Below are 25423 nucleotides of genomic sequence, written 5' to 3'. Positions count from 1 at the left end.
AGGGAGCATAATACAATGAAACTGAATTTCTCTCTTTACCGTTATAATCCTGATATCGACAGTAAACCTTACATGAAGGACTACACGCTCGAAGTGGATGAAGGCACAGATATGATGCTTTTGGATGCATTGATTCTGTTAAAAGAACAAGATGCATCTATCTCATTTCGTCGATCATGCCGCGAAGGGGTATGTGGTTCTGATGGCCTGAATATGAATGGTAAAAACGGTCTAGCATGTATCACTCCGCTATCTGCCCTTATGGAGCAGAATCCTATAGTAATCAGACCATTACCAGGATTACCTGTTGTTCGCGATTTAATCGTAGACATGACGCAATTTTATGATAATTATGCGAAAGTGAAGCCGTATCTGATTTCAGATGGTAACTTACCGCCTTCTCGAGAAAATCTACAAATGCCGCAAGATAGAGCGCATTTAGATGGTCTTTATGAATGTATCATGTGCGCATGTTGTACGACATCATGTCCGTCATTTTGGTGGAACCCAGATAAGTTTATTGGACCTGCAGGTCTGCTTGCGGCTTATCGTTGGTTAATTGATAGCCGAGATACAGCAACAGATGAACGATTATCAGATCTTGACGACGCATTTAGCGTTTTTCGTTGCCATGGCATCATGAACTGTGTAAGTGTTTGTCCTAAAGGATTAAATCCGACAAAAGCAATTGGTCATATTAAAACTATGCTAGTGAATAAGTCGGTTTAAAAGTACAAAAATTGCCAGCAAGGTGAACTTAGTTACTATTGCTGGCTATAAACAGAAAGCCCGAATGGATCGGGAATATTAGTTTTAACTACTGGTTAAGGGAAAATATGCACAACGGTGTGATGAAGGCATGGCTCGAGTCTTCACACTTGGCTGGCGCCAATGCAACTTACGTAGAAGAGCTCTACGAACTGTATCTAAGTGACCCCGATCTGGTAAGTGAGGAGTGGAAACGTGTATTTGAAGGGCTGCCTACGCAGCCTTCTGAGGTTGTAGAACAATCTCATTCACGGGTCCGTGATTACTTCCGGAGACTCGCTCAAGAGACAAAGCATTACAATGTCCAAGTTAGTGATCCTGATGTCGATGCTAAACAAGTAAAAGTTTTGCAACTTATAAATGCCTATCGATTCCGAGGGCATCAAGCAGCTAGCCTAGATCCACTAGGCATATGGGAACGAGACCCCGGTCCGGACCTAGACCCTGCATTCCACAATCTTACTGAAGATGATTTTGAAGAAACCTTTAACGTAGGTTCTTTTGCAGTTGCACAAGAATCAATGCAATTAGGTGATCTTTATTCTGCCCTTAAGAAAACGTATTGTGGCTCTATTGGTGCAGAGTACATGCACATGATCAATACAGAACAAAAGCGCTGGGTTCAGCAGCGACTTGAGTCTGTATTGGGGCAACCGTCTTTTACTGCTGAAGAGAAAGAAACTTTCTTGGACGAGTTGACAGCTGCAGAGGGATTAGAAAGGTACTTGGGTGCTAAATTCCCAGGAGCGAAACGCTTTTCACTAGAAGGTGGTGACGCATTAATACCTATGATGAAAGAGTTAATTCGTCATGCTGGTAAGTCTGGAATGCGTGAGGTTGTAATTGGTATGGCTCACCGTGGTCGCCTTAACATGTTGGTAAATGTGTTAGGTAAAAAGCCACAAGATCTGTTTGATGAGTTTGCTGGTAAGCATGATGAAACATGGGGTACGGGTGATGTTAAGTATCACCAAGGTTTCTCAGCTGATTTTGCGACACCAGGTGGTGATGTGCACTTAGCACTAGCATTTAACCCATCTCATTTAGAGATCGTAAACCCAGTAGTTATTGGGTCGGTACGAGCAAGACAAGATCGTCTTAACGACAAAGATGGCAGTATGGTATTACCAATTACTATTCATGGTGATTCTGCTATTGCTGGTCAAGGTGTCGTGCAAGAGACATTTAATATGTCCCGTACGCGCGGATTCCAAGTAGGGGGTACGGTACGAGTTGTCATCAACAACCAAGTTGGTTTTACAACATCAAACCCTAGAGATACTCGTTCTACGATGTACTGTACTGATATTGCTAAAATGGTACAGGCACCCATCTTCCATGTTAATGCCGATGACCCAGAGGCGGTCGCCTTTATTACTCGGATTGCATTAGATTATCGCAATACCTTCAAGCGCGATGTTGTTATTGATCTGGTTTGTTATCGCCGCCACGGCCATAACGAAGCGGATGAGCCAAATGCAACTCAACCCTTGATGTATCAAAAAATCAAGAAGCACCCTACGCCTCGTAAACTATATGCGGACGTGTTGATAGAACGTAATGAGCTTGATATTGGTAAAGCGACCGAAATGGTGAATGATTACCGTGACGCGTTAGACCACGGTGAAGTTGTGGTTAAAGAGTGGCGTCCAATGGAGATGCACTCAGTTGACTGGAATCCATATCTTGGTCATGACTGGAACATCGCATGGGACAACAAGTACGAACTAACTCGCCTCAGAGAGCTTGGTGAAAAGCTTTGCGATTATCCAGAAAGCCACAAGCTACAAAGTCGAGTTAATAAGATTTACAACGATCGTCGTTCAATGATTAGTGGTGAAAAGCCTCTAGATTGGGGGATGGCAGAGATACTAGCCTACGGAACACTTGTTGATGATGGCAAGCGTATACGCATTTCTGGTCAGGATTCTGGACGTGGTACTTTCTTCCACCGTCATTCAGTACTCCATAACCAAGAAGATGCGAGTACCTACGTACCCTTGCAGAATGTTCACAGCAAACAAGGCCCGTTCCAGGTATTTGACTCGGTTCTTTCCGAAGCGGCTGTACTTGCATTTGAATATGGTTATGCAACAGCAGAACCAGGCGGTTTAACGCTATGGGAAGCGCAGTTTGGTGATTTTGCCAACGGTGCACAGGTAGTTATCGACCAATTCATTTCATCTGGTGAGCAAAAATGGGGTCGACTTTGTGGTCTAACCATGTTGCTACCACATGGTTATGAAGGTCAGGGACCAGAGCATTCATCAGCTCGTTTGGAACGTTACCTTCAGCTGTGTGCAGAACAAAATATTCAAGTGATTGTGCCTTCGACACCAGCACAGGTTTATCACATGCTTCGTCGCCAAGTGGTTCGCCCAATGCGGCGTCCTCTAGTGGTTATGTCACCAAAATCACTTCTTCGTCATCCAATGTGTACCTCTTCACTTGAAGAGTTGGCTGAAGGTACATTCCAGCCAGCGATCGGAGAAATCGATGATATCGAGCCGAGCAAGGTGAAACGCGTTGTGTTCTGTTCTGGCAAGGTTTATTACGACTTGCTTGATCAAAGACGCAAGAACGAGCAAGACGATGTTGCCATTATACGTATTGAACAGTTATATCCGTTCCCATTATTTGAGGTTCGAGATCTAATAGAACAGTATGAGAATGTGCAAGATTTCGTCTGGTGCCAAGAAGAGCCGCAGAACCAAGGTGCTTGGTATTGTAGCCAACATAACTTCCGCAACGCCATACGCAATGGTGACCTGAAATATGCAGGACGTCCTGCTTCAGCATCTCCAGCGGTAGGCTATATGTCGGTACACATGAAACAACAGAAGGCGTTAGTAGATGACGCTTTGAATCTAGATTTTGAATAAGAACTAGAAGTTAAAGGAAGATTAAACTATGACAATTGAAATTCTGGTTCCAGATTTGCCTGAATCCGTTGCAGACGCAACGGTTGCTACATGGCATAAAAAACCTGGTGAAGCAGTAGCTCGTGATGAAGTAATTGTTGATATTGAAACGGATAAAGTGGTTTTGGAAGTACCGGCTCCAGAGGCGGGTGTGTTAGAAGCCATCATAGAAGAAGAAGGTGCAACGGTACTTTCTAAACAACTTATTGCGAAAATTAAGCCGGGTGCCGTCGCTGGTGAGCCTACAGCAGATACGACAACAACGACAGAAGCTTCACCGGATCAACGCCATAAAGCGTCTTTGACAGAAGAGTCCAATGACGCATTAAGCCCTGCGATTCGTCGCTTACTGGCTGAGCACAGCATTCAGTCGAGCCAAGTAAAAGGCACCGGTGTTGGCGGTCGAATTACCCGTGAAGATGTTGATGCTTACTTAGCTAATGCGAAGTCAGCACCTAAAGTAGAAACTGCAGCTCCAGTTGTTGAAGCGCCTGCAGCGGCTCGTAGCCAGAAACGCGTGCCAATGACCCGTCTTCGCAAAACTGTCGCTAAGCGTTTGTTAGAAGCTAAGAACAGCACGGCGATGCTAACGACGTTTAACGAAGTTAACATGAAGCCAATTATGGAACTTCGCAAGCAGTATCAAGAGCAATTCGAGAAACGTCATGATGTTCGTTTAGGTTTCATGTCTTTCTATGTAAAAGCGGTGACTGAAGCGTTAAAACGTTATCCTGAAGTGAATGCGTCTATCGATGGTGATGAGATTGTTTATCACAACTATTTTGATATTAGTATGGCGGTATCTACTCCTCGTGGCTTAGTGACACCAGTACTTAAAGATTGCGATATGCTTGGTATGGCCGATATTGAAAAAGGTATCAAAGAGCTGGCAATTAAAGGCCGTGATGGCAAGCTAAAAGTTGAAGAGCTGATGGGTGGTAATTTCACCATCACAAATGGTGGTGTATTTGGGTCACTAATGTCTACTCCTATCATTAACCCACCACAAGCCGCCATATTAGGAATGCATAAAATCCAAGATCGTCCGATGGCGGTTAATGGGAAAGTAGAAATTTTACCAATGATGTACCTAGCGCTATCCTATGACCATCGTTTAATTGATGGAAAAGAATCGGTTGGCTTCCTAGTGACAATCAAAGAGTTACTTGAAGACCCAGCTCGCTTGTTACTTGACGTATAAGCGATAAAGAAAATGGGGTCAGGCACGCTCAACGTCTGACTCTTTTTATAAACTCGAGTTATTTTAGGATACAACCCGTTTTTACGAGTATGGTTTTATCTTAATCGGAGTAAATCCATTAACGACCAGTTTAGAAGTACCTTACCTACGTGAAGGCAGCCACAATGTTGTTTAATACTATGAATAATATTGAGCACCTTATGGAAATAATAATCCCTTAAGGGATAGGAAAATGGAATAGCACAATGAATTTGCATGAATATCAAGCGAAACAGCTATTTGCTGAGTTCGGATTGCCAGTACCAGAAGGCTACGCTTGTGATACTCCCCAAGAAGCTTTCGAAGCGGCAGGCCGTATTAGTACCGAGAAAAAAGTTGTAAAATGTCAGGTTCACGCAGGTGGACGTGGTAAAGCCGGTGGTGTAGAGCTACATGACACCAAAGATGGCGTAAAAGGATTTGCGCAAAAGTGGCTAGGTAAAAACTTAGTGACTTACCAAACAGATGCCAATGGCCAACCAGTAACTAAAATTTTGGTTGAAGAAGCTTCTAGTATCGCGAATGAGTTATACCTTGGTGCCGTTGTAGACCGTTCTTCACGCCGTATTGTATTTATGGCGTCTACGGAAGGTGGTGTTGAGATTGAGAAAGTAGCTGAAGAGACTCCTGAGCTTATTCATAAAGCCGCTATTGACCCACTAGTAGGGCCTCAAGCTTATCAAGGGCGTGAGCTCGCATTTAAGCTTGGTCTTGAAGGGAATCAAATTAAGCAGTTTACTCAAATCTTTATGGGCCTTGCTAATATGTTTGCTCAGTATGATTTGGCACTTTTGGAAATTAACCCATTAGTGATTACTGGCGACGGCAGCCTTCTCTGCTTGGACGGAAAAATTAACATTGATTCGAATGCAATGTACCGTCAGCCTAAGCTACGCGAAATGCATGATCCATCTCAAGAAGATGAACGTGAAGCGCATGCTGCTCAGTGGGAACTCAACTATGTTGCACTTGATGGCAGCATTGGCTGTATGGTTAACGGTGCCGGTTTAGCTATGGGTACGATGGATATTGTCAACCTTCATGGTGGACAGCCAGCTAACTTTCTAGATGTTGGTGGTGGTGCGACGAAAGAGCGCGTTACAGAAGCATTTAAGATCATCTTATCAGACGATAACGTAAAAGCCGTACTTGTTAATATTTTCGGTGGGATTGTGCGTTGTGACTTAATTGCTGACGGCATTATCGGTGCTGTCGAAGAAGTGGGCGTTCAGGTTCCTGTTGTCGTTCGACTTGAAGGTAATAACGCTCCGCTCGGCTCAAAGAAATTGGCTGAAAGTGGATTAAACATCATTGCCGCGAACTCGCTAAAAGAAGCAGCGGAAAAAGTAGTTGCAGCAGCGGAGGGCAAATAATGTCTGTATTAATTGATAAAAATACCAAGGTTATTTGCCAAGGTTTTACTGGTGGTCAAGGTACTTTTCACTCGGAGCAAGCGATCGATTACGGTACGCAAATGGTCGGCGGTGTTTCTCCGGGCAAAGGTGGGCAAACTCACTTAGGCTTACCTGTTTTCAATACGGTTCGTGACGCAGTAAAAGAAACAGGCGCAACTGCGTCGGTTATTTATGTACCTGCACCTTTCTGTAAAGATGCCATTCTTGAAGCCATCGACGCTGGTATCAAGTTAATAGTAACGATTACAGAAGGCATCCCGACACTGGATCTTCTTGATGTAAAAGTACGTTTAGATGAAGCTGGTGTGCGCATGATTGGCCCTAACTGCCCAGGAGTTATTACTCCGGACGAATGTAAAATCGGTATCATGCCGGGTCACATTCATAAAAAGGGTAAAGTAGGTATCGTTTCTCGCTCTGGTACGTTGACTTATGAAGCGGTTAAACAGACGACGGATGAAGGTTTCGGACAATCAACCTGTGTTGGTATTGGTGGAGACCCTATCCCGGGTTCAAACTTCATCGATATTCTTCAGTTATTCCAAGAAGATCCAGAAACAGAAGCTATCGTAATGATTGGTGAGATTGGTGGTACAGCGGAAGAAGAAGCCGCTGCATTTATTAAAGACAATGTCACTAAACCTGTCGTATCTTACATTGCTGGTGTTACAGCGCCTCCAGGTAAGCGTATGGGTCATGCAGGGGCAATTATCTCTGGTGGTAAAGGTACAGCAGAAGACAAATTTGCTGCATTAGAATCTGCTGGCGTAAAAACAGTAAAAAGTTTAGCGGATATTGGTAAAGCACTTCGTGAAGTGACTGGCTGGTAATCATTACATAATCGCTATAAATGATAAGAAGCTTGAACGATTGTTCGGGCTTTTTTTATTTTGGACTTACTATAAAAATCAAATACAGACCAGAAATCTCACCAACGTAGTGGTGTTCATGGTCATCATAAGGAAGCCGCGTCATGTTTAGTTTACTGTTAGGACTATTTCTATTTTTAGGGATGCATTGTGCATCAATATTTTTCCCATCGATAAGAGAAAAAATGGTGGAGAAAAGCGCATTAGGTTGGAAAGCTATGTATTCATTAGCATCCATCGCGGGAATCTACTTTATTGCTGTCGGTTACAATGCACTTCGTATGGACCCTGTGCTTTTGTATGTTTCGCCTTCTTGGTTCCGCCACGCCACTTACTTATTGATGCTACCGGCAATGATCCTTTTTGTCGCACCATATTTCCCCGGAAAAATAAAGCAAGTTACCAAGCATCCACAACTGATCGCAGTGAAATTATGGGCGTTAAGCCACTTAATGGTAAATGGAATGTTGGCTGATGTTATCCTATTTGGTGCTTTTCTAGCCTGGGCCGTAATGGATAGGATTTCGATGAAAAAACGCGAACAGAGAGCGCTACCGGGTTTAAAACCATCAGGGGTGAATGACATCATCGCTGTCGTGATTGGTGTATTGTTAACAGGGGCGTTCATAATGTTTTTGCATGGTAAATTGATTGGTATGCCACTGACATAAACATAGATTTATTCAGGTTTAGACTAAAAGCGATGCGAAAGCATCGTTTTTTTATACATGTCGTAAATATTACTTGACCTTGATGGTGGATGCCGTAAATATATCTATACAAGTTGAGAACAAAAAATATAGAGGAATGGATGAAATCCCAAAATAGAGTTAAGTTGTTACTAAAAACAGTAGCTATTACAGCGCTTGCTGCCTTTTCACTTTCTGCTCAGGCAGCAGAAAAGGTTTACCGATTAAAACTTGCTGAAACGTGGGGCCCAAATACACCAATATTAGGTGACGCCAGTAAAAATATGGCCAAATTAGCGAATGAAATGTCGAATGGTCGTCTGCAAATCCGTATTGATTCAGCGAACAAGCATAAGGCACCACTTGGCGTGTTTGATATGGTGAAATCTGGGCAATATGATTTAGGTCATTCAAGCTCTTATTATTGGAAAGGCAAAGTACCTAATACGCTTTATTTCTCTTCAATGCCTTTCGGCATGATGACGACAGAGCAATACGCTTGGTTTTATCGTGGCGGCGGCATGGAATTGATGCAAGAGGTGTATGCCCCTCATAATTTGCTTTCATTCCCTGGTGGTAACTCAGATATTCAAATGGGTGGTTGGTTTAAAAAAGAAATTAATTCTATCGAAGACCTTCAAGGCTTGAAAATGCGTATTCCTGGATTTGCCGGTGAAGTGTTTGCACGCGTAGGCGCAAAACCAACCAACATTGCACCTGGTGAGCTATATACTTCGCTTGAGCGCGGTACTATCGATGCTCTAGAGTGGGTTGGTCCAGCGTTTGACCTAAGAATGGGCTTTCAAAATATCGCACCTTACTACTATACAGCTTGGCATGAGCCAGGGTCTGAAACTCAATTCCTAGTGAATAAGAAAGCGTGGGATAAGTTGCCTAAAGATCTGCAAATTATTTTGGAAACCTCTTTCCGTGTTGCGGCATTTGATATGTACACGCAAGCGATTGACGCAAATGCGACGAGTTGGGAGAAAATGCTTACTGATAACCCAGATATCAAAGTACGTGATTTCCCACCAGCCGTATTAGAAAGAATGCGCCAAGAAAAAGATACGCTTCTTGAAGAGTTTGCAGCCAAAGATGAGTTAGCGAAGAAAATTATCGATTCGCAAGCGACTTACCTTAAAAGGGTTCGCGCTTGGACAGATATTTCGACTAAAGCGTATTTGGATAGCAGCGCGGTTAAATAACCACATGGTCACTAATATGTAGTGTAGAAAGCTCGGTGTTCACCGAGCTTTTTTATGTTTGTCGGTGAAACTCTAAAATGTGCTTGCTGAATCGAATGTACTCTTATCATCTAATTGATCCAATTAGTATTACACGGGTTGAGATCTGAAACCAAACCACATACTTATAGCACTAAGCGTTGCTAACCCCCCACAACTAAACCTAGATGCCATGCTTGCTGAATACCTAGGCTCATCAATACCATGCTAAATAGAGCAGAGAAGGTCATTTGACCTCCTCCAGATAGAGCGGCAACGGAGCCAGCCTTTTCTTTGTAGGGGACGAGTAACTGGGTCTGAGCGCAGGGGAAAGCAATGCCGTTACCCATAGTAAGAAGAAACTGTCCGAACATCATTGCCATAGGATTTAATGGTGCACATACTAACCATATTCCGGCCGTTAGGTGAATTATAGGAGCACAAAATAGCATTTTTTTCGTACCGATAATTGGGCGGATTCTATTACAAATTGTTCCTCCAACTAAGAGTCCACATGCCGGGATCAATGCCCACAAGGCATATTGGTCTGATGTCATGCCGATTTGAATCTGCATTATAAATGGCATTACGGAGATGGAAACGACGATCAGACTAAAATTAAACCAGCCGATAGTAGCGAAACTTAAAAAGTACTGAGACGTGATTAAACTTTTATAGGTAGAGAGCATCGCTCTAACATTTGGTAGCGGTTTCTTAGTTGGTAGTGTTTCAGTGAAAAGAAAAAGTAATAAAATAAGTACCAATGAGATGTAGGAAAGTAGCGCAATAAAAACAGCTAACCAACCGAAACTGTGGTTTATGAAGCCTCCTAGCACGGGTGCAATAATAGGTGTGAAGGACGCAACAATAGTGACCCATGAAAGGGCTCTCGGTAAATTAGCACCATCGTACGAGTCTCTCAATGATGCTCTGGCTAATACAGCGCAGCACCCTGCTCCTAGACCTTGTATAAAACGACCAATAACTAACATGTCAAACGATTGGCTGCCGCCAACGACAATAGACAATCCTAAAATAGCTAAGGTTAACCCGGTGATTAATACCGGTTTTCGACCTAAAGCATCAGAAATCGGCCCATAAATTAACTGAGATGGTCCAAATCCAAGTAGATAAACAGATATTAATAATTGTGCATCGTCAGAAGTGATTGAAAAATCTTGGGCTATCCATGGTAAGGATGGGAATACCAATCCCATACTGAACTGCCCTATACTAACAATCAGTCCAGCGAGTAAGACAGATTTCCATTGAAAAGGTGTAGGCATTATTTATCCAATAAACTCTATGTGTTGGTGTGATGTTGAAAAAGAAGCGAGTGAAAGCGTCCTAAGAAGGTTGAATAATATTAAGTGAAAATTTGTCTATTAGATACCATCAGAATGTTTGATGACGACTACAAAATGACTATTGTCAGGAACACAAATGTTATCGAAGGTGGTTTAACTAGTTAGGAGGAATATCTTAGATTTTATCTTAGGGAAGAGCAAACTAAAAAAGCTGACAAAAGTCAGCTTTTTATTTAAGGGATACTTATTTACTTAGCGAGGTTTTCTTCTACAAATGCCCAGTTAACGAGTGCCCAGAAACCATTCATATAGTCAGGACGTACGTTACGGTAATCGATGTAATAAGCGTGTTCCCACAAGTCTACAGTCAGTAGCGGTGTTATACCTTCATCTGTTAGTGGCGTTGCAGCGTTAGAGGTATTAACAATGTCTAATGAGCCGTCCGCTTTCTTAACAAGCCAAGTCCATGATGAGCCAAAGTTGTTAATTGCAGAATCAGTGAACTTAGCTTTGAACGCTTCGAAAGAACCAAATGATGCCGCAATTGCGTCTGCAACTGCACCTGTTGGTTCGCCACCTGCATTAGGTGCTAGACAATGCCAGTAGAATGTGTGGTTCCAAATTTGAGCTGCGTTATTGAAAATACCAGCAGAAGACGTTTTGATGATCTCTTCTAGTGATTTGTTTTCAAATTCAGTACCAGGAATAAGACCGTTAAGCTTAACAACGTAAGTGTTGTGATGCTTACCGTGGTGAAAATCGAGTGTCTCTGCAGAGATGTGTGGTTCTAGTGCATCTTTTGCAAAAGGAAGTGCTGGTAATTCAAAAGCCATTGCCGGATTCTCCATTGATTTGAAAGAGCTCTCTCTTTCGATTGCTTCCAATAATTATTTTTATTTCGTCAAAATGACTGACTTGCCAACTAGTTTATCAAGTTTTTACTTTATTAAAAGCTTATTAACAAAAAAACTTAAATTTGTCACTTATGAAACATAGTTTGCATAAGTAAGGACAGTTTGGAAAAGTAAGCATAGTACATAACCCTATTTATATTGTGCTTTTTATTCTTGCGCAAACAAGTAGAATATGTCGAAAATGTTAAGTCTCAAAAAGTATGGTGTGAAGATAATGGAAACTATCGATAAAATTAAACAGCAGATCGAAGAAAACTCGATCCTACTCTATATGAAAGGTTCGCCTAAACTACCGAGCTGTGGTTTTTCATCTCAAGCTTCACAAGCGTTGATGGCGTGTGGTGAGCAGTTTGCTTATGTAGATATCTTACAAAACCCAGATATTCGCGCAGAACTACCAGCCTACGCTCAATGGCCTACTTTCCCACAATTGTGGATTGGTGGTGAGCTAATTGGTGGTTGCGATATTATCCTAGAGATGTTCCAGAAAGGCGAATTACAACCTCTAATTAAAGAAGCAGCTGCAAAAGCGGAGTAAGTTTTCTCTTTGTAGCGAAAATAGCCTCAGTATAAAAAAACCAGTCACTTCAAAATGACTGGTTTTTTTGTGCTTGCCGTTTGGCTTATCTTTATGGAGACTGTCTAAAGCACCATTGCCGCAATCCAACCAAATATAATCAATGGAATATTATAATGAAGAAATGTTGGTACAACAGTTTCCCATACGTGCTCGTGCTGCCCATCAGCGTTTAGGCCGGAGGTTGGCCCTAAGGTAGAGTCTGAAGCGGGTGAACCTGCGTCACCAAGCGCCGCAGCGGTACCAACAAGAGCAATAGTTGCCATTGGAGAAAAGCCAAATGCAATGGCTAGTGGTACATAGATGGTTGCAATAATTGGGATTGTCGAGAAAGAAGAACCGATACCCATCGTGACCAATAAACCCACAATAAGCATAAGTAAAGCAGCTAACGCTTTGTTGTCACCGATACTTGTCGATAGCGCTTCGACCAAGGTTTCAACACCACCACTCTGTTTCATTACCGCGGCAAAACCAGCCGCTGCAATCATAATAAAACCTATCATCGCCATCATATGGACACCACGTGTGAACACATCTTGTGTCTCTTTCCACGCAATAACACCACCAAAAGTGAACACCATGAAGCCAGCTAAACCACCAATAATCATCGATCCAGTAGACAGTTGCGCGCCGAGTGCAACGATAATAGCAATGGCTGCAATTACGATGTTTCTCTTGTCTATTTGAATTTCAGTATGAACCGTAGTGAGTTCCGTTTCTTTATACTCACGAGGTTTTCGGTAGGTCACCAAGATAGCAACGAGTAGTCCAAATATCATCCCCAGACCTGGAAGCATCATAGCCGTAGGTACCTGACTTGCTACAACATCAGGCAAACCATTGTCATGTAGGCTCTTAAGGAGAATATTGTTTAAGAAAATACCACCAAAGCCAATAGGGAGAACCATATAAGGTGTTACGAGACCAAACGTGAGTACACAGGCGATAAGACGACGGTCAAGTTTGAGTTTTGCAAATACGCCTAATAGAGGTGGAATCAAAATTGGAATAAAGGCGATGTGTACAGGAATGACGTTTTGTGATGACATGGTCACAAGAATTAACGCACAAATAACGGCATATTTTAGCCCTGTTGAAGCAGCTCCGTTCTCTTTACCGTGAATGCGTTTAATGACGTTTTGTGCCAGTAAGTCGGTTAGGCCTGACTTGGATATGGCAACGGCAAAAGTACCTAGCATTGCGTAACTTAGAGCGATAGTAGCACCGCCACCTAGACCACTTTCAAAAGCGGAAACGGCATCGTTCAGGCTCATTCCTGAGACAAGACCGCCGATTATGGCACTAAAGGTAAGAGCGACGACAACGTTGACTCTCATTAGTGCTAGTAACAGCATGATACATACTGAAATAACTACAGGATTCATATTAATCTCGTTTGAGTTGTGTTTGTATTATTGTTATTCGGTTTCGTCTTGGTTAAGCGGCCAGCCACCTAAGGCTTTCCACTTGTTGACTATTCCGCAGAATAACTCTGCCGTTCTTTCTGTGTCATATAAGGCAGAGTGAGCTTCTTTATTGTCAAATTCCAACCCGGCTGTTTTGCATGCTTTAGCCAAAACCGTTTGGCCGTAAGCTAATCCACTTAAGGCAGCAGTATCAAAAGTAGCAAAGGGATGAAAGGGGACTCTTTTTAATTTACAACGTTCACTGGCTTGCATGACGAAGCTATGATCGAATGTTGCATTGTGTGCAACCATGATGGCACGGCTGCAATCGGCTTGTTTCTGTTCTTTTCTAACTAGCTTGTATATCTCTTTTAACGCTTCGGATTCATGTACCGCACCTCGTAGAGGGCTGAATGGGTCGCGAATACCATTAAATTCTAACGCTTCTTTTTCTATATTAGCACCTTCAAAAGGTTCGATATGAAAATGAATTGTAGATGCAGGTTGAAGGTCACCATTTTCATCCATTTTTAGTGTTACAGCGCAGATTTCCAAAAGTGCATCGGTTCTTGCATTAAAACCAGCAGTCTCTACATCAATAACGACTGGGAAATAGCCGCGAAAGCGTTTTTTAAGGGTGAACTCTTCGTTTTCTACAGTCATGGTTACTTATAATTTTTTGATATACAGGTAAGTGTGATAGGGGACGCATTATTGCAGATTCTAGCCGTAAGAAAAATGGTTAAAATCAATTCTCTTTCTATAACTTGGCTGAGTTTTTGCAACAGGGAATATAATGTAGAGGAAGTTAGTAAATAAATGGACTGGTTTTCCTAGTAAAACGGCAGTAACTTGCCGTTTCTGAATGAAGAGTTTTAGTTGTTATGAAAAAACGGATTGCGTTAAGTGCTTTTGTTACTTCTGCTCTGATATCGCCAATTTCAGAGGCAACGGCTGTCCGCTATGCGGCAGCACCCGAGCAGTCAAAATGGGAAATGGTGGTAAATAGCCCATTAGAATGCCGCCTTGTGCATCCTATTCCGCATTATGGTCAGGCAGAATTTTCATCGCGGGCAAGCAAGAAAATTAATCTAGATTTTGAACTTAAAATGCGTCGCCCAATGGGTGAAACACGCAGTGTTAGCTTGGTTTCTTTGCCTCCTGCATGGCGTCCTGGGGAAAGCGCAGACAGAATGAATACAATGAAATTTTTCAAGCAATTTGATGGTTATGTCGGAGGACAAACAGCTTGGGGCATTCTGTCAGAGTTAGAAAAAGGACGATATCCAACTTTTAGTTATGCTGATTGGTTAAGTCGAAACCAAAGAGTTGAAGTCTCTTTATCATCGGTAACGTTTCAGCAAAAATATGACGCTTTTACTTTTTGTTTGAGTCAGTTACTTCCATACAGTTTTGAAGATATTTCATTTACCATTTTGCACTATGACAGAAATAGCGATCAACTAAATAAAGCATCTCAAAAACGTTTATATCAAATAGCTGATTACATTAAATATAACCAAGATATTGACCTTGTTTTAGTATCGGCTTATACCGACTCTAGTGGTGATAAAGACGTGAATCAATCATTGTCTGAGCGACGAGCTGTTGTCTTAAAAGATTATTTCAAGTCAATAGGGTTGAAGGACAAAAGAATTCAGATTCAAGGATATGGTGAACGAAGACCTATCGCGGACAATGCTTCTCCTATAGGTAAAGACCAAAATAGGCGGGTAGTCATTTCATTAGGAAGGACGTCAGTTTAAAATTGAAGAAGACAAAAAAGGCAGCCTTAGCTGCCTTTTTTATATATTGTGTGTTGATTACAAAATAACGGTTTTATTTCCGTATACAAATACATGGTCGTTAACTACTTTAGTTAGCGCTTTACTTAACACACTCTTCTCAACGTCTCGCCCTGCTTGTGCCATATCGCTTGCACTGAAGTTGTGATCTACTGGTATTACGTCCTGTTTGATAATCGGACCTTCATCTAGATCATTGGTTACAAAGTGCGCCGTTGCACCAATAATCTTCACACCTCTGTCATAAGCTTGTTGATAAGGCTTTGCCCCAATAAACGCGGGTAAGAAGCTATGGTGAATATTAATGATCTTATGATGATAGCTTTCTACAAAGCTAGGTGTTAACACACGCATGTATTTTGCTAGTACCAAATAGTCTGCTTCGTAGCTATCGATAACCTTGAGCATTTTTTCTTCATGTTCTTCACGAGTTAAGTCAACATGAGAAACGTGATGGTAAGGGATATCGAATTTTTCTGTTAAACCTTGCAATGAGTCATAGTTACCTACAACTGCAGCGATATCGACTCCTAGGCTGCCATCGTATGCTTTCATCAGGATATCACCCAAGCAGTGTGATTCTTTAGTGACAAGAATAACGACTTTCTTTCGTAATGAGCTCACTAATTTCCTTTTTGTGCCTTTTGGAAGGGCTTGATCAAGATCGGCGAGGAATGTCTTATCATTAAAGTAACCCTCTAACTCAGTACGCATGAAAAAGTGACCGCTAGCGTTATCTACATACTCATTGTTATGGATTATGTTTAGCTGGTGCTTGTAACAGATGTTGGTTATTTTGGCTATTAGACCGGGTGCATCGCTGCAATGGGTCAGTAAGGTCTTCTTTTCCATTATTTTTTTACTTCCGAAAGTACAAATTATGTAAAATTATTAAAATATATTTAAAAGCTCACGGCTTTTCTGTTTAGTGATCCGTGGCACAATATTAGCTCTATAATTAATCTATTCTCGTTATAGTTTCAACAAAATATAAATAAAAATCGAATGCAGTATGCATCTTATTGGCTAGTTTTTTAAGCGTTGTTTGACACACATTATCATGAGGTACTACGTTATGGATAAAGAATTACTTGCTCGTAAACTATATGGCCAAAGAATAAATAGCATGGTCGGCTCTCAAGAAATTGATGATGAAACTATGTCAGAGCTTTGGGAAAGCAGAACAACACCAGCTGAAGCAGCGAAAGCCATTATGTCTGAACATGATGATTTTGAAGGTCCAGCTTGGTTGTCTAGGTATCTACATCGTAAATAAAATACCTTTTATTCCATTCAATTTTTGGTGTGGATAGATTCTCTATTCGCACCAACCCCGTAAACCTGACATAATCTTGGCTAAGTTTCTCTTCCCTTGTAATTAAATGATAAGCAAAACTTTTTCGGCCGACGGTGCGCTTGGCAAGGCTATACCTGGTTTTTCTGCAAGACAAGCACAGCTAGACATGGCAGAGGCTGTTGATAAGGCAATCAAAAATAAATCACAGCTTGTTGTTGAAGCTGGCACAGGTACAGGCAAGACATTTGCCTATTTAGTGCCTGCATTGCTCAGCGGTAAAAAAGTCATTATTAGTACAGGGTCTAAAAACCTTCAAGAACAGTTATTTCACCGCGATTTACCATTGATGGTCGATGCACTAGGTTATTATGGGCAGGTAGCTTTATTAAAAGGTCGCTCGAATTATCTGTGTTTAGATCGATTGAGTCGTCAATTGGTTGAAAGCCACACCAATGAGGCTGATCCCACCTTATTAACACAACTTGTAAAAGTACGTAGTTGGTCTTCTGCGACAAAAAGCGGTGATTTAGGTGACTGTGAAGAAATAGCAGAAGATAGCCCAGTAATTCCCACTATTACATCAACCAATGAAAACTGCCTTGGTAAAGAATGTCCAAGCTTTCAAGAGTGCTTCGTTCTCAAAGCCAGAAAGCGAGCAATGGACTCTGACGTGATCGTGGTCAATCATCATTTATTCTTAGCTGATTTGGCGATAAAAGAAACAGGGTTTGGCGAATTGATTCCAGACGCGGATGTGTTCATCTTTGATGAAGCACATCAACTGCCAGATATTGCAAGCCAGTATTTTGGGCAATCGGTTTCTAGTAAGCAGTTGCAGGAGCTCTCTAAAGATATTGAGATAGGCTATAGAACTGAAGCCCGTGACATGAGACAACTGCAAAAAGTATCTGTACGGCTTGCCCAGTCCGCCATGGATATGCGTATAGCATTGGGAGATACTGGTTTTAGAGGCAACTGGCGTGAAGCGTTAAAGTCTGAACCAATTGTGCGAGAACTCGCCCGACTTCGAGACGGATTAGATTTAGCGATCGATGTACTAAAGTTAGCTTTAGGTCGTAGCCAGTTATTAGATACAGCCTTTGAAAGAGCGAATGTACTAAAGGCTAGAATAGACAGAGTATGCGATGTGTCTATTACGGGGTATTCATATTGGTATGATATGTCACCACGTCACTTTAGTTTGCATATTACGCCACTTTCTGTTGCGGATAAATTTAAAGAACAGGTAGAGCTTAAAGACGGAAGTTGGATTTTCACTTCAGCAACATTAGCTGTGTCCGATGATTTTGGTCACTTTACTCGCCGTTTAGGTTTACAGCCAACAGAGCAGTTTTCTCTTCCTAGTCCTTTTGATTATCAAACTCAGGCAAAATTGTGTGTACCAAGATATTTACCGGAGCCTAATAGCGTGGGTCTGTCGGATAAACTGGTAGAAATGCTAGCACCAGTTATCGAGAAAAATAATGGTCGATGTTTTTTTCTTTGTACCTCGCATAGCATGATGAAGGAGCTCTCAGAAGGCTTTCGTGCGGTACTGAATATTCCGATTTTGATGCAGGGTGAAACCAGTAAGCAGAAGCTTCTTGCTGAATTTATGGAGCTTGGAAATGCATTACTTGTTGCCACTGGCGCATTTTGGGAAGGGATTGATGTTAGAGGCGATACGCTAAGCTGTGTTATTATCGACAAATTACCATTTACTGCCCCTGATGATCCGTTGCTAAAAGCACGTATAGAGGACTGTAAACTCAGCGGAGGAGAGCCTTTTTCGCAAGTTCAGTTACCCGATGCCGTGATCACACTGAAACAAGGGGTTGGACGATTAATCCGAGATAGAAAAGATAAAGGCGTATTGATTATCTGTGATAATCGCCTAGTAACACGAGATTACGGTGGTGTTTTTTTACAAAGCTTACCGCCTATTCCTAGAACGAGGGATCTCAAACAGGTTACTGAATTTCTTGAACAACTATCTCAATCAAATACATAATGACTTGAGGCGTAAATGAGCGCAAAAATCCTTGCCTTAGATACATCCACTGAAAATTGCTCTGTAGCATTAACAGTGGGCGATCAAACTTTTTATCGCAGTGAGGTGTCTCCACGAGGACACACGACAAAAATATTACCCATGGTTGATGAAGTACTTAATGAAGCTGGCGTTAAGCTTCACGAGGTTGATGTATTAGCCTATGGGCGAGGCCCTGGTAGCTTTACTGGTGTTAGAATTGGTATTGGCATAGCGCAAGGTTTGGCGTTTGGTGCTAATTTACCAATGATCGGTGTTTCTACTTTAGCGGCTATGGCGCAAGCCACCTACCGTCTAAATGGAACTAAAAATGCAGCTTGTGCCATTGATGCGCGTATGAGTGAAGTATATTGGGGACGTTTTTCACGCCAAGAAAACGGTGAATGGTTAAGCATCGATGACGAGTGTGTTATTGCACCGCAAAAGTTAGTTGAAAATGTGGAAGCTGACGCACATTCATGGGCATTAGCCGGGACGGGATGGGCGGCGTACCAACAAGAATTATCTGGACTAAAATTAGAGGGAGAGGAAGGCAATGTTCTCTATCCAGAAGCGATGGATATTGCGTTTTTAGCACGGTTTGAATTTGAAAAAGGAAATACAACCACTGCTGAAGAATCAAGTCCGGTTTATCTGCGCGACAAAGTGACATGGAAAAAACTCCCTGGCAGAGAGTAACGATAAAAAATAGAAAGGTCTTTATATGGTGACGATTAATGGTCTAACACCAGCGGTTATCCAAAAAAACCAGAAAGCGGCCAAAAAAGGTGCTTTAAAAAAAGAGCAAGCTGGTGGTAGCGTTGTGCAAACTACTAAGGTTGCCGCCGCAGTATCTCAATCCATAAGACAGCTCAGTGAATCTGAACTAGAGAAAGTTCAGATTCAATATGATCTTCCCGAAGGGCAATCTCGCAAAGCAATGGAAGAGTATATGGATATTTATAACCGTTCAAAAAAAGAAGAGTTAGCAAAATTGATTGGTGTCGATATCTATATTTAATGTCGTTCGCTTTTAATTAGTAGTTTAGGGGGAAAGTCATGTTTAAATTAATTAGCTCACTTATCTGTGTTGCTTTATTATCTGCTTGCTCATCGCTACCTGAGTCGTTGTCAACGTCCAATGAGAATGTGATAACGGATTATCAACAGTGGTTAGAGTCTCCTGTTGATCAGAATAATGAAGTTCGACTTGGCGGTATTATCGCGAATGTCACAAATCTAAAAGACAAAACTCGAATAGAAGTTGTTAACATGCCCATTAACAGCTCAGGCAAACCGAATTTAAACTCCGAACCAGCAGGCCGTTATGTTGGCTATTACAATGGCTACTTAGAGTCAATGGCGTTTTCGGAAGGACGTCTGGTTACTTTGTTAGGTGTGAGTGATGGAGAGGAACAAGGTAAAGTAGATGATTTTGAGATGTCATTTAGGATAATGGATATCAAAGGGTTTCATCTATGGCGTATAGAAGAAACGGTTGTTGTACATGATATTGAAAGTCACTTGTCACCTTGCTACGGATTATATTGCCGTGGGTCTAGAGGTTTACCTAGTAAGGGAAAGGTCGTACAGGAAGTAAAATAAATGTTTACCGAAAAAAGAGTCACACTCGTACACAATGAACTGGCAACGATGGAGCTTGGTGACGCAGAAACGGCCGAAATGGCGGTCGTTTTTATTCATGGATGGTTGGATAATTCAGGAAGTTTTACCAAGTTGATGAAAGAATGCCACCAGATCATGCCTGACCTGCATCTTGTGGCGGTTGATCTCCCTGGCCACGGGTTGTCTAGTCATCGGAAAGATGATAATTATTACCAGTTTTTTGATTATATTGATGATATTCATCAATTTATTACCGCGTTGTCGCCGAAAAAATTGCTGTTAGTTGGACATTCTCTTGGTGCATTTTTAGCAACTTGCTATAGTGCTGCGTTTCCTGAAAATGTTGCTGGATTGGTTCAAATAGAAGGTTTCGGGCCGTTATCAGAATCGCCTAATAATACGGTAAAGAGATTGCGAGAAGGCGTATTTAGCCGACAGCAGATAAGAGAAAAGCGAGAGCGCTATTTTTTTAGTATCGATGAAATGGTTGATGTACGCGCCAAAGTAAATCATCTTAGAAGACTAGAAGTGATGCCAATTGTAAAGAGAGGCACCATATTTGATGGTGAAGTGTGGAAATGGCGGCATGACTCTAAATTAAACGCAAATTCTTTAATTAGAATGTCACGTAAAAATGCAGAAGCCATAATGAAAGAAGTCCGCTGTCCCCATTTGGTTATACTTGGACAGTCTGGATTCGATTACCTATTACAACAAGCGGAACTAGAGTTAGAGCATCCCATTGCCGCACAAAATGAACAGTTTAGTGTCGAATATATTCCCGGTGGACATCACTGTCATATTCAACAAATTCAGTTAACATCAGAGCTTATTTTAGGCTTAGTTAACAAAATTTAAACAAGTGTTTGATAGTTTTGTGTCCATGACTGCAAAGCTGTGTTGTAATGGAAATGTTAATAAAATAATTAAAGAATGCACTGATACTAATTGTAAAACACACATCGTTAGTATTCTCAAAGTGACTATTCGCTAGATTAAAATTTGCCAATAACGAGGAGTGTAATCGTGGAGAAACCTTGGCTTTCACATTACCCAAGTGACGTACCTAAAGAGATAAATCCAGACGAATATCCATCATTGATCGAGATGTTCGAAAATGCGGTACGCAATTACGCTGATCAACCTGCTTTTGAAAATATGGGGTCAGTAATGACCTATAGAAAGCTTGAAGAACGAAGCCGCGCTTTCGCTGCTTATCTGCAAAATGATCTTAAGTTAAATAAAGGTGAACGCGTAGCGATAATGATGCCGAACCTACTACAATATCCTGTTGCTTTGTTTGGTATTTTAAGAGCAGGTTTAATTGCGGTTAACGTTAACCCTCTGTATACACCACGTGAATTAGAGCACCAATTAAATGATTCGGGTGCCACTACGATTGTTATTGTTTCAAATTTTGCCAATACGTTAGAGCAGATAGTCGATAACACACCTATCAAAAATGTGGTACTTACTAGTCTAGGACAGATGTTACCTAGAGCTAAAGGTACCATCGTTGACTTTGTCGTTAAGTATGTAAAGGGTATGGTCCCTAAGTACCATCTTCCTGGTGCTATATCTTTTCGAAAAGCGCTATATAAAGGACGCAGACTGCAATACGTTAAACCGTTTATGTCGGGTGAAGATATAGCATTCTTGCAGTACACGGGTGGTACCACAGGAGTAGCTAAAGGGGCTATTTTGACTCACCGTAATATGATTGCCAATGTCATGCAGTCAAAAGGTGTGTATGGAGCAGTGCTTAAAGATGGAAGAGAGACGGTTGTTACTGCTTTGCCTCTTTACCATGTGTTTGCACTTACGGTGAATTGTTTACTATTCATAGAATTTGGTGGTAAGAACCTGCTGATTACAAATCCTCGAGACATTCCCGGATTTATAAAAGAGCTACAAAACACCAAATTTACGACCTTAACAGGTGTAAATACCTTGTTTAATGCTTTAGTCAACAATGAAGATTTCCACGAGCTCAATTTTAGTAACCTGAAATTGACTATAGGTGGAGGTATGGCGGTACAAAGAGCCGTCGCAGAGAAGTGGCAAAAGGTAACGGGTGTTGCACTTGCGGAAGGTTATGGATTGACAGAATGTTCTCCATTGGTTTCGGTAAACCCTTACAACCTTACTGAATATAATGGTTCAATAGGTATGCCTGTTTGTTCAACCGATGTTCGTATCGTTGATGACGAGAATAAACCACTACCGATGGATCAAATTGGCGAATTGCAGGTCAAAGGACCGCAAGTAATGCAAGGTTATTGGCAAAGAGCTGAGGCGACTCGCAGCACCATTGATGAAGACGGATGGTTGTCTACAGGCGATATCGTTAAGATAGACGAAAAGGGCTACATTACGATTGTAGACCGTAAAAAGGATATGATTTTAGTCTCCGGATTTAATGTTTATCCAAATGAAATAGAAGATGTTGTCGCTCTGCATGGAAAAGTCTTAGAGGTTGCTGCTATTGGTGAACCGCATGAAGTATCTGGAGAGGCTGTTAAGATTTTTGTTGTTAAACGTGACCCGAGTGTAACGGCACACGAGATTACGGAACATTGTCGCAAGTACCTTACGGGTTACAAGGTTCCGAAAATTATTGAATTTAGAGATGAATTACCAAAAACAAACGTAGGTAAAATATTACGTCGTGAATTACGTGATGCTGATGAAGCTAAACGTAAGGCTGCGAATGAGAAAAACAGCGAAGGCGCTGTTGCTTAGATGTTTACCGTTCAGATATATACCAAAGTACGCTTAAGGGTAGGACCTTATTTTTAAGTTACTTGGTATTCATCCAATGTTACTATGCCGACTATTACAGTCGGCATTTTTAATAGAGACTTTTCGTGAATTACAAAATAATTGATACAACTTCAGCACTTGAAAGCGTATGCAGCTTAGCCAACCAAGTGGATAGTATTATGTTAGATACCGAGTTTGTTCGCACTCGTACCTACTTCCCACAACTCGGGTTGATTCAGTTGTATGACGGTGAAAACCTTTCTCTTATCGACCCGTCATGTATTGAAGACATGTCTTCATTTGAAAATCTGCTGAAGAATGGTTCGGTTCTGAAGGTACTTCATGCGTGTGGAGAAGACCTTGAAGTGTTCAAGCAAAGTTTTGGTTGTACACCATTCCCTATGATAGATACTCAGATAATGGCTGCATTTTTAGGTCATGGGCTATCGACTGGTTTTGCCACTTTGGTGAACGAATACTTAGAGGTTGAACTCGACAAAAGTGAATCTAGAACGGATTGGCTTGCTCGTCCATTGAGCCTGAGACAGTTAGAGTATGCTGCTGCAGATGTGTTTTATTTGATGCCGTTATTTAAGCAACTCGATCAAAAATTGGAACAAGCGGGTTGGCGTGAAGCGGCTATTCAAGAGTCAGAGCTTCTAATTGAAAAAAGGTCTTGTGATACCGACCCTGAAAAAGTATTCAAAGATATTAAAGGTTCATGGCAACTCAGTCCGAAGCAACTTTCTATTCTTAAGCCTCTTGCAACGTGGCGATTGCAAGAAGCGCTGAAAAGAGACATGGCTCTTAATTTTGTGTTTAAAGAGCAAGATCTTTGGACTGTTGCACGACTCGGTATCAAGTCTCTTAAGCAAATGGATGAAGAAGGCTTTGATCAAAGAGCCATTCGTCGTCACGGAGAAAAAGTGATCACGATTGTAAAACAGGCTGATATGCTAGGTGAAGATGAATGGCCGGACAAAATAGAACGTTTGATGGACAAGCCTGGTTACAAACAGATCTTCAAAATGCTGAAAGATGAAGTAAAACAGGTTGCTCAATCATCCGGTTTGGCGAGTGAATTCCTAGCTTCGAAAAAACAGCTTAATCAACTTATTAGTTGGTCTTGGAGTGCCCAACAAGATCCTACGAGCTTACCCGATTTAATGGTAGGTTGGAGAAGAGAAATTTTAGGTGAAAAGTTGCACGGTTTATTAAAAGGTTAATACTATCTATGTTGTGTTCGATATATAAAAGTAAGAAAAAAGAGGGTGCTTATCTGTACATCCCAAATAAAGATGATTTTTCTCAAGTACCTACTGAGCTAATGGAAATGTTTGGTGTGCCACACTTTGTGATGGTAATTAAACTTGAAGGGCGTAAATTGGCTCAAGTCGATGTCAACAAAGTGGTGGAATCGATGCAAGAAGATGGTTTTTTCCTTCAACTTCCTCCACCACCAGAAAATTTGTTAGAAAAATACAAAGAGCAAAAATTAAAACAAAAATAAGCTCAGTTTCGTAAAGTCAGTTTGGTATAGGAGATAAAGAGATTTGAAAAAACTTGCTACGTTAGTGTTGGGTTTAGGCCTAACATCAGCCGCATTTGCTGAAGATAAAATAGAGTTCAGCGAATATGTTAAAACATTAAAACAGGAGGCTAGAGAGCTCGGTATTTCAGAGCAGACTCTTGAAAGTGCATTTGCTAATGTTGAATACAAACCCAGAGCGATAAAAGCCGATAAAAATCAACCGGAAAAAAACTCACCTTAGACGAGTATATCCCCAGAGCTGTGCCCGATTGGAAAATCAAGCAAGCAAAATCTCTATATAAAAAGCATTACGATGATCTTAACCGTATCGGTAAAGAGTATGGCGTACAACCACGTTTTATTGTCGCACTTTGGGGAGTTGAGAGTAATTTTGGTAAGTTGACAGGCGGATACAATGTCATTGATGCACTTGCAACCTTGGCCTACGATGGACGACGTGAAGCATTTTTTAAAAAAGAGACAATGGCTGCGCTTACTATTTTAGAAGAGAAGCACATTTCTATCGCGAACATGAAAGGCTCTTGGGCTGGCGCAATGGGTCAGAGCCAGTTTATGCCTAGCTCCTTTGTTAACTATGCTGTAGATGGTAATGGTGACGGTAAAAAGGACATTTGGAATACTAAGGCTGATGTTTTTGCATCGGCTGCTAATTATCTAAAAAGTCATGGTTGGAATGATACCTATACATGGGGGCGGCAGGTTAAAGTTCCGGAAGGTTTGCCTTCTAGTTTACAAGGTCGACAACAAGAAAAGGCAAAGACACTGCAACAGTGGAATGGTCTTGGGGTTCGAAGGCTTAATGGTGCAGCACTGCCTAAAACCAGTGAAGATATTGATGCTTGGTTAATCGCCCCTGATGATGAAGGCGGTCGAGCTTATTTGGTATACGAAAATTATCAAGTATTGATGAAGTGGAACCGATCATACTACTTCGGTTTGGCTGTGAGCCATTTAGCGGATCAAATCAGATAAGTCTGTTTGGGGATGTCGTACTCTAGCTATAAAAAACATCGTTA

The 25423-nt window shown here is 41.5% G+C and carries 22 protein-coding genes and 2 pseudogenes; 19 read left to right on the top strand and 5 right to left on the bottom strand.

The window, feature by feature from the left end; translation table 11 throughout:
- Positions 1-15 precede the first annotated feature (15 nt).
- The 7 genes from PGX00_RS13035 to PGX00_RS13005 all read left to right on the top strand — a co-directional run bounded on the left by PGX00_RS13035 (position 16) and on the right by PGX00_RS13005 (position 9110).
- The gene (locus PGX00_RS13035) at positions 16-729 is read left to right on the top strand and encodes a succinate dehydrogenase iron-sulfur subunit (RefSeq protein ID WP_272137089.1); all 714 of its coding nucleotides are present in this window, start codon (positions 16-18) and stop codon (positions 727-729) included.
- A 107-nt stretch (positions 730-836) separates the two neighbouring features.
- Positions 837-3650: a 2-oxoglutarate dehydrogenase E1 component gene (gene sucA / locus PGX00_RS13030; protein ID WP_272137087.1), complete on the top strand. Its 2814-nt coding sequence runs from the start codon at positions 837-839 to the stop codon at positions 3648-3650.
- Between the two features lie 28 nt (positions 3651-3678).
- Positions 3679-4890 carry a 2-oxoglutarate dehydrogenase complex dihydrolipoyllysine-residue succinyltransferase gene (odhB, locus tag PGX00_RS13025; RefSeq protein ID WP_272137085.1) on the top strand — a complete coding sequence of 404 codons (1212 nt, stop codon included), beginning with the start codon at positions 3679-3681 and terminating at the stop codon, positions 4888-4890.
- A gap of 245 nt (positions 4891-5135) precedes the next feature.
- The gene (gene sucC, locus PGX00_RS13020; protein ID WP_272137083.1) at positions 5136-6302 is read left to right on the top strand and encodes an ADP-forming succinate--CoA ligase subunit beta; all 1167 of its coding nucleotides are present in this window, start codon (positions 5136-5138) and stop codon (positions 6300-6302) included.
- Complete coding sequence (gene sucD / locus PGX00_RS13015) at positions 6302-7174, top strand: succinate--CoA ligase subunit alpha (RefSeq protein WP_272137081.1); 873 nt, start codon at positions 6302-6304, stop codon at positions 7172-7174. Before sucC ends, sucD begins: the two co-directional genes overlap by 1 nt.
- Before the next feature lie 143 nt (positions 7175-7317).
- Positions 7318-7884, top strand: coding sequence for an NnrU family protein (locus tag PGX00_RS13010; protein ID WP_272137079.1), 567 nt, complete (start codon positions 7318-7320; stop codon positions 7882-7884).
- A gap of 140 nt (positions 7885-8024) precedes the next feature.
- Complete coding sequence (locus PGX00_RS13005) at positions 8025-9110, top strand: TRAP transporter substrate-binding protein (RefSeq protein ID WP_272137077.1); 1086 nt, start codon at positions 8025-8027, stop codon at positions 9108-9110.
- A gap of 191 nt (positions 9111-9301) precedes the next feature.
- Here the strand turns inward: PGX00_RS13005 and PGX00_RS13000 are convergent.
- Together PGX00_RS13000 and sodB are read right to left on the bottom strand one after the other, a co-directional pair.
- Positions 9302-10414, bottom strand: a pseudogene (locus PGX00_RS13000) (multidrug effflux MFS transporter); the annotation flags it as partial.
- 269 nt (positions 10415-10683) lie between these two features.
- Positions 10684-11268 (bottom strand): superoxide dismutase [Fe], encoded by a 585-nt coding sequence (gene sodB / locus PGX00_RS12995; RefSeq protein WP_272137073.1) that lies wholly within the window; start codon positions 11266-11268, stop codon positions 10684-10686.
- A gap of 295 nt (positions 11269-11563) precedes the next feature.
- Between sodB and PGX00_RS12990 the strand changes: the two genes are divergently transcribed.
- Positions 11564-11887, top strand: a complete 324-nt coding sequence (locus PGX00_RS12990; RefSeq protein ID WP_272137071.1) for a Grx4 family monothiol glutaredoxin — start codon at positions 11564-11566, stop codon at positions 11885-11887.
- Positions 11888-11991: 104 nt separating this feature from the next.
- On the opposite strand, the gene PGX00_RS12985 is transcribed toward PGX00_RS12990, so the two are convergent.
- Both PGX00_RS12985 and rnt read right to left on the bottom strand, forming a co-directional pair.
- Entirely contained in the window at positions 11992-13314 is a 1323-nt protein-coding gene (locus tag PGX00_RS12985) for a Na+/H+ antiporter family protein (protein WP_272137069.1), read from the bottom strand.
- 33 nt (positions 13315-13347) lie between these two features.
- Entirely contained in the window at positions 13348-13998 is a 651-nt protein-coding gene (rnt, locus tag PGX00_RS12980; RefSeq protein ID WP_272137067.1) for a ribonuclease T, read from the bottom strand.
- Between the two features lie 221 nt (positions 13999-14219).
- On the opposite strand from rnt, the gene motY reads away from it, so the two are divergent.
- Positions 14220-15101, top strand: a complete 882-nt coding sequence (gene motY / locus PGX00_RS12975; RefSeq protein WP_272137065.1) for a flagellar protein MotY — start codon at positions 14220-14222, stop codon at positions 15099-15101.
- Positions 15102-15158: 57 nt separating this feature from the next.
- Here the strand turns inward: motY and purU are convergent, their stop codons facing one another.
- Positions 15159-15992, bottom strand: coding sequence for a formyltetrahydrofolate deformylase (purU, locus tag PGX00_RS12970; protein WP_272137063.1), 834 nt, complete (start codon positions 15990-15992; stop codon positions 15159-15161).
- Between the two features lie 223 nt (positions 15993-16215).
- Here purU and PGX00_RS12965 point away from each other — a divergent pair, with 223 nt between their 5' ends.
- The 10 genes and pseudogenes from PGX00_RS12965 (at position 16216) to PGX00_RS12920 (ending at position 25379) form a co-directional block, all read left to right on the top strand.
- The gene (locus PGX00_RS12965) at positions 16216-16416 is read left to right on the top strand and encodes a hypothetical protein (protein WP_272137061.1); all 201 of its coding nucleotides are present in this window, start codon (positions 16216-16218) and stop codon (positions 16414-16416) included.
- A gap of 106 nt (positions 16417-16522) precedes the next feature.
- Positions 16523-18448 carry an ATP-dependent DNA helicase gene (locus tag PGX00_RS12960; RefSeq protein WP_272137059.1) on the top strand — a complete coding sequence of 642 codons (1926 nt, stop codon included), beginning with the start codon at positions 16523-16525 and terminating at the stop codon, positions 18446-18448.
- 15 nt (positions 18449-18463) lie between these two features.
- The gene (gene tsaB / locus PGX00_RS12955) at positions 18464-19165 is read left to right on the top strand and encodes a tRNA (adenosine(37)-N6)-threonylcarbamoyltransferase complex dimerization subunit type 1 TsaB (protein ID WP_272137057.1); all 702 of its coding nucleotides are present in this window, start codon (positions 18464-18466) and stop codon (positions 19163-19165) included.
- 25 nt (positions 19166-19190) lie between these two features.
- Positions 19191-19487 (top strand): chromosome partitioning protein ParA, encoded by a 297-nt coding sequence (locus PGX00_RS12950; RefSeq protein ID WP_272137055.1) that lies wholly within the window; start codon positions 19191-19193, stop codon positions 19485-19487.
- 38 nt (positions 19488-19525) lie between these two features.
- A complete protein-coding gene (locus PGX00_RS12945) occupies positions 19526-20071 on the top strand; it encodes a Slp family lipoprotein (RefSeq protein WP_272137054.1) in 546 nt (181 codons plus the stop codon).
- The gene (locus PGX00_RS12940) at positions 20072-20950 is read left to right on the top strand and encodes an alpha/beta fold hydrolase (protein WP_272137052.1); all 879 of its coding nucleotides are present in this window, start codon (positions 20072-20074) and stop codon (positions 20948-20950) included.
- Positions 20951-21118: 168 nt separating this feature from the next.
- Positions 21119-22834: a long-chain-fatty-acid--CoA ligase FadD gene (fadD, locus tag PGX00_RS12935; RefSeq protein WP_272137049.1), complete on the top strand. Its 1716-nt coding sequence runs from the start codon at positions 21119-21121 to the stop codon at positions 22832-22834.
- Positions 22835-22959: 125 nt separating this feature from the next.
- Positions 22960-24081, top strand: a complete 1122-nt coding sequence (gene rnd, locus PGX00_RS12930; RefSeq protein WP_272137047.1) for a ribonuclease D — start codon at positions 22960-22962, stop codon at positions 24079-24081.
- An 8-nt stretch (positions 24082-24089) separates the two neighbouring features.
- Positions 24090-24365, top strand: coding sequence for a YcgL domain-containing protein (locus PGX00_RS12925; RefSeq protein ID WP_272137045.1), 276 nt, complete (start codon positions 24090-24092; stop codon positions 24363-24365).
- 43 nt (positions 24366-24408) lie between these two features.
- Positions 24409-25379 (top strand): annotated as a pseudogene (locus PGX00_RS12920) (lytic murein transglycosylase).
- Positions 25380-25423: the final 44 nt, after the last annotated feature.

The sequence above is a fragment of the Vibrio algarum genome (assembly GCF_028204155.1).
GTDB lineage: Bacteria > Pseudomonadota > Gammaproteobacteria > Enterobacterales > Vibrionaceae > Vibrio > Vibrio algarum.
This window is presented reverse-complemented; position numbering and strand designations above follow the sequence as displayed.

Coding starts and splice junctions, on each gene's coding strand:
- PGX00_RS13035 (WP_272137089.1), top strand. CDS start 16: ATGAAACTGAATTTCTCTCTTTACCGTTATAATCCTGATATCGACAGT.
- sucA (WP_272137087.1), top strand. CDS start 837: ATGCACAACGGTGTGATGAAGGCATGGCTCGAGTCTTCACACTTGGCT.
- odhB (WP_272137085.1), top strand. CDS start 3,679: ATGACAATTGAAATTCTGGTTCCAGATTTGCCTGAATCCGTTGCAGAC.
- sucC (WP_272137083.1), top strand. CDS start 5,136: ATGAATTTGCATGAATATCAAGCGAAACAGCTATTTGCTGAGTTCGGA.
- sucD (WP_272137081.1), top strand. CDS start 6,302: ATGTCTGTATTAATTGATAAAAATACCAAGGTTATTTGCCAAGGTTTT.
- PGX00_RS13010 (WP_272137079.1), top strand. CDS start 7,318: ATGTTTAGTTTACTGTTAGGACTATTTCTATTTTTAGGGATGCATTGT.
- PGX00_RS13005 (WP_272137077.1), top strand. CDS start 8,025: ATGAAATCCCAAAATAGAGTTAAGTTGTTACTAAAAACAGTAGCTATT.
- sodB (WP_272137073.1), bottom strand. CDS start 11,268: ATGGCTTTTGAATTACCAGCACTTCCTTTTGCAAAAGATGCACTAGAA.
- PGX00_RS12990 (WP_272137071.1), top strand. CDS start 11,564: ATGGAAACTATCGATAAAATTAAACAGCAGATCGAAGAAAACTCGATC.
- PGX00_RS12985 (WP_272137069.1), bottom strand. CDS start 13,314: ATGAATCCTGTAGTTATTTCAGTATGTATCATGCTGTTACTAGCACTA.
- rnt (WP_272137067.1), bottom strand. CDS start 13,998: ATGACTGTAGAAAACGAAGAGTTCACCCTTAAAAAACGCTTTCGCGGC.
- motY (WP_272137065.1), top strand. CDS start 14,220: ATGAAAAAACGGATTGCGTTAAGTGCTTTTGTTACTTCTGCTCTGATA.
- purU (WP_272137063.1), bottom strand. CDS start 15,992: ATGGAAAAGAAGACCTTACTGACCCATTGCAGCGATGCACCCGGTCTA.
- PGX00_RS12965 (WP_272137061.1), top strand. CDS start 16,216: ATGGATAAAGAATTACTTGCTCGTAAACTATATGGCCAAAGAATAAAT.
- PGX00_RS12960 (WP_272137059.1), top strand. CDS start 16,523: ATGATAAGCAAAACTTTTTCGGCCGACGGTGCGCTTGGCAAGGCTATA.
- tsaB (WP_272137057.1), top strand. CDS start 18,464: ATGAGCGCAAAAATCCTTGCCTTAGATACATCCACTGAAAATTGCTCT.
- PGX00_RS12950 (WP_272137055.1), top strand. CDS start 19,191: ATGGTGACGATTAATGGTCTAACACCAGCGGTTATCCAAAAAAACCAG.
- PGX00_RS12945 (WP_272137054.1), top strand. CDS start 19,526: ATGTTTAAATTAATTAGCTCACTTATCTGTGTTGCTTTATTATCTGCT.
- PGX00_RS12940 (WP_272137052.1), top strand. CDS start 20,072: ATGTTTACCGAAAAAAGAGTCACACTCGTACACAATGAACTGGCAACG.
- PGX00_RS12925 (WP_272137045.1), top strand. CDS start 24,090: ATGTTGTGTTCGATATATAAAAGTAAGAAAAAAGAGGGTGCTTATCTG.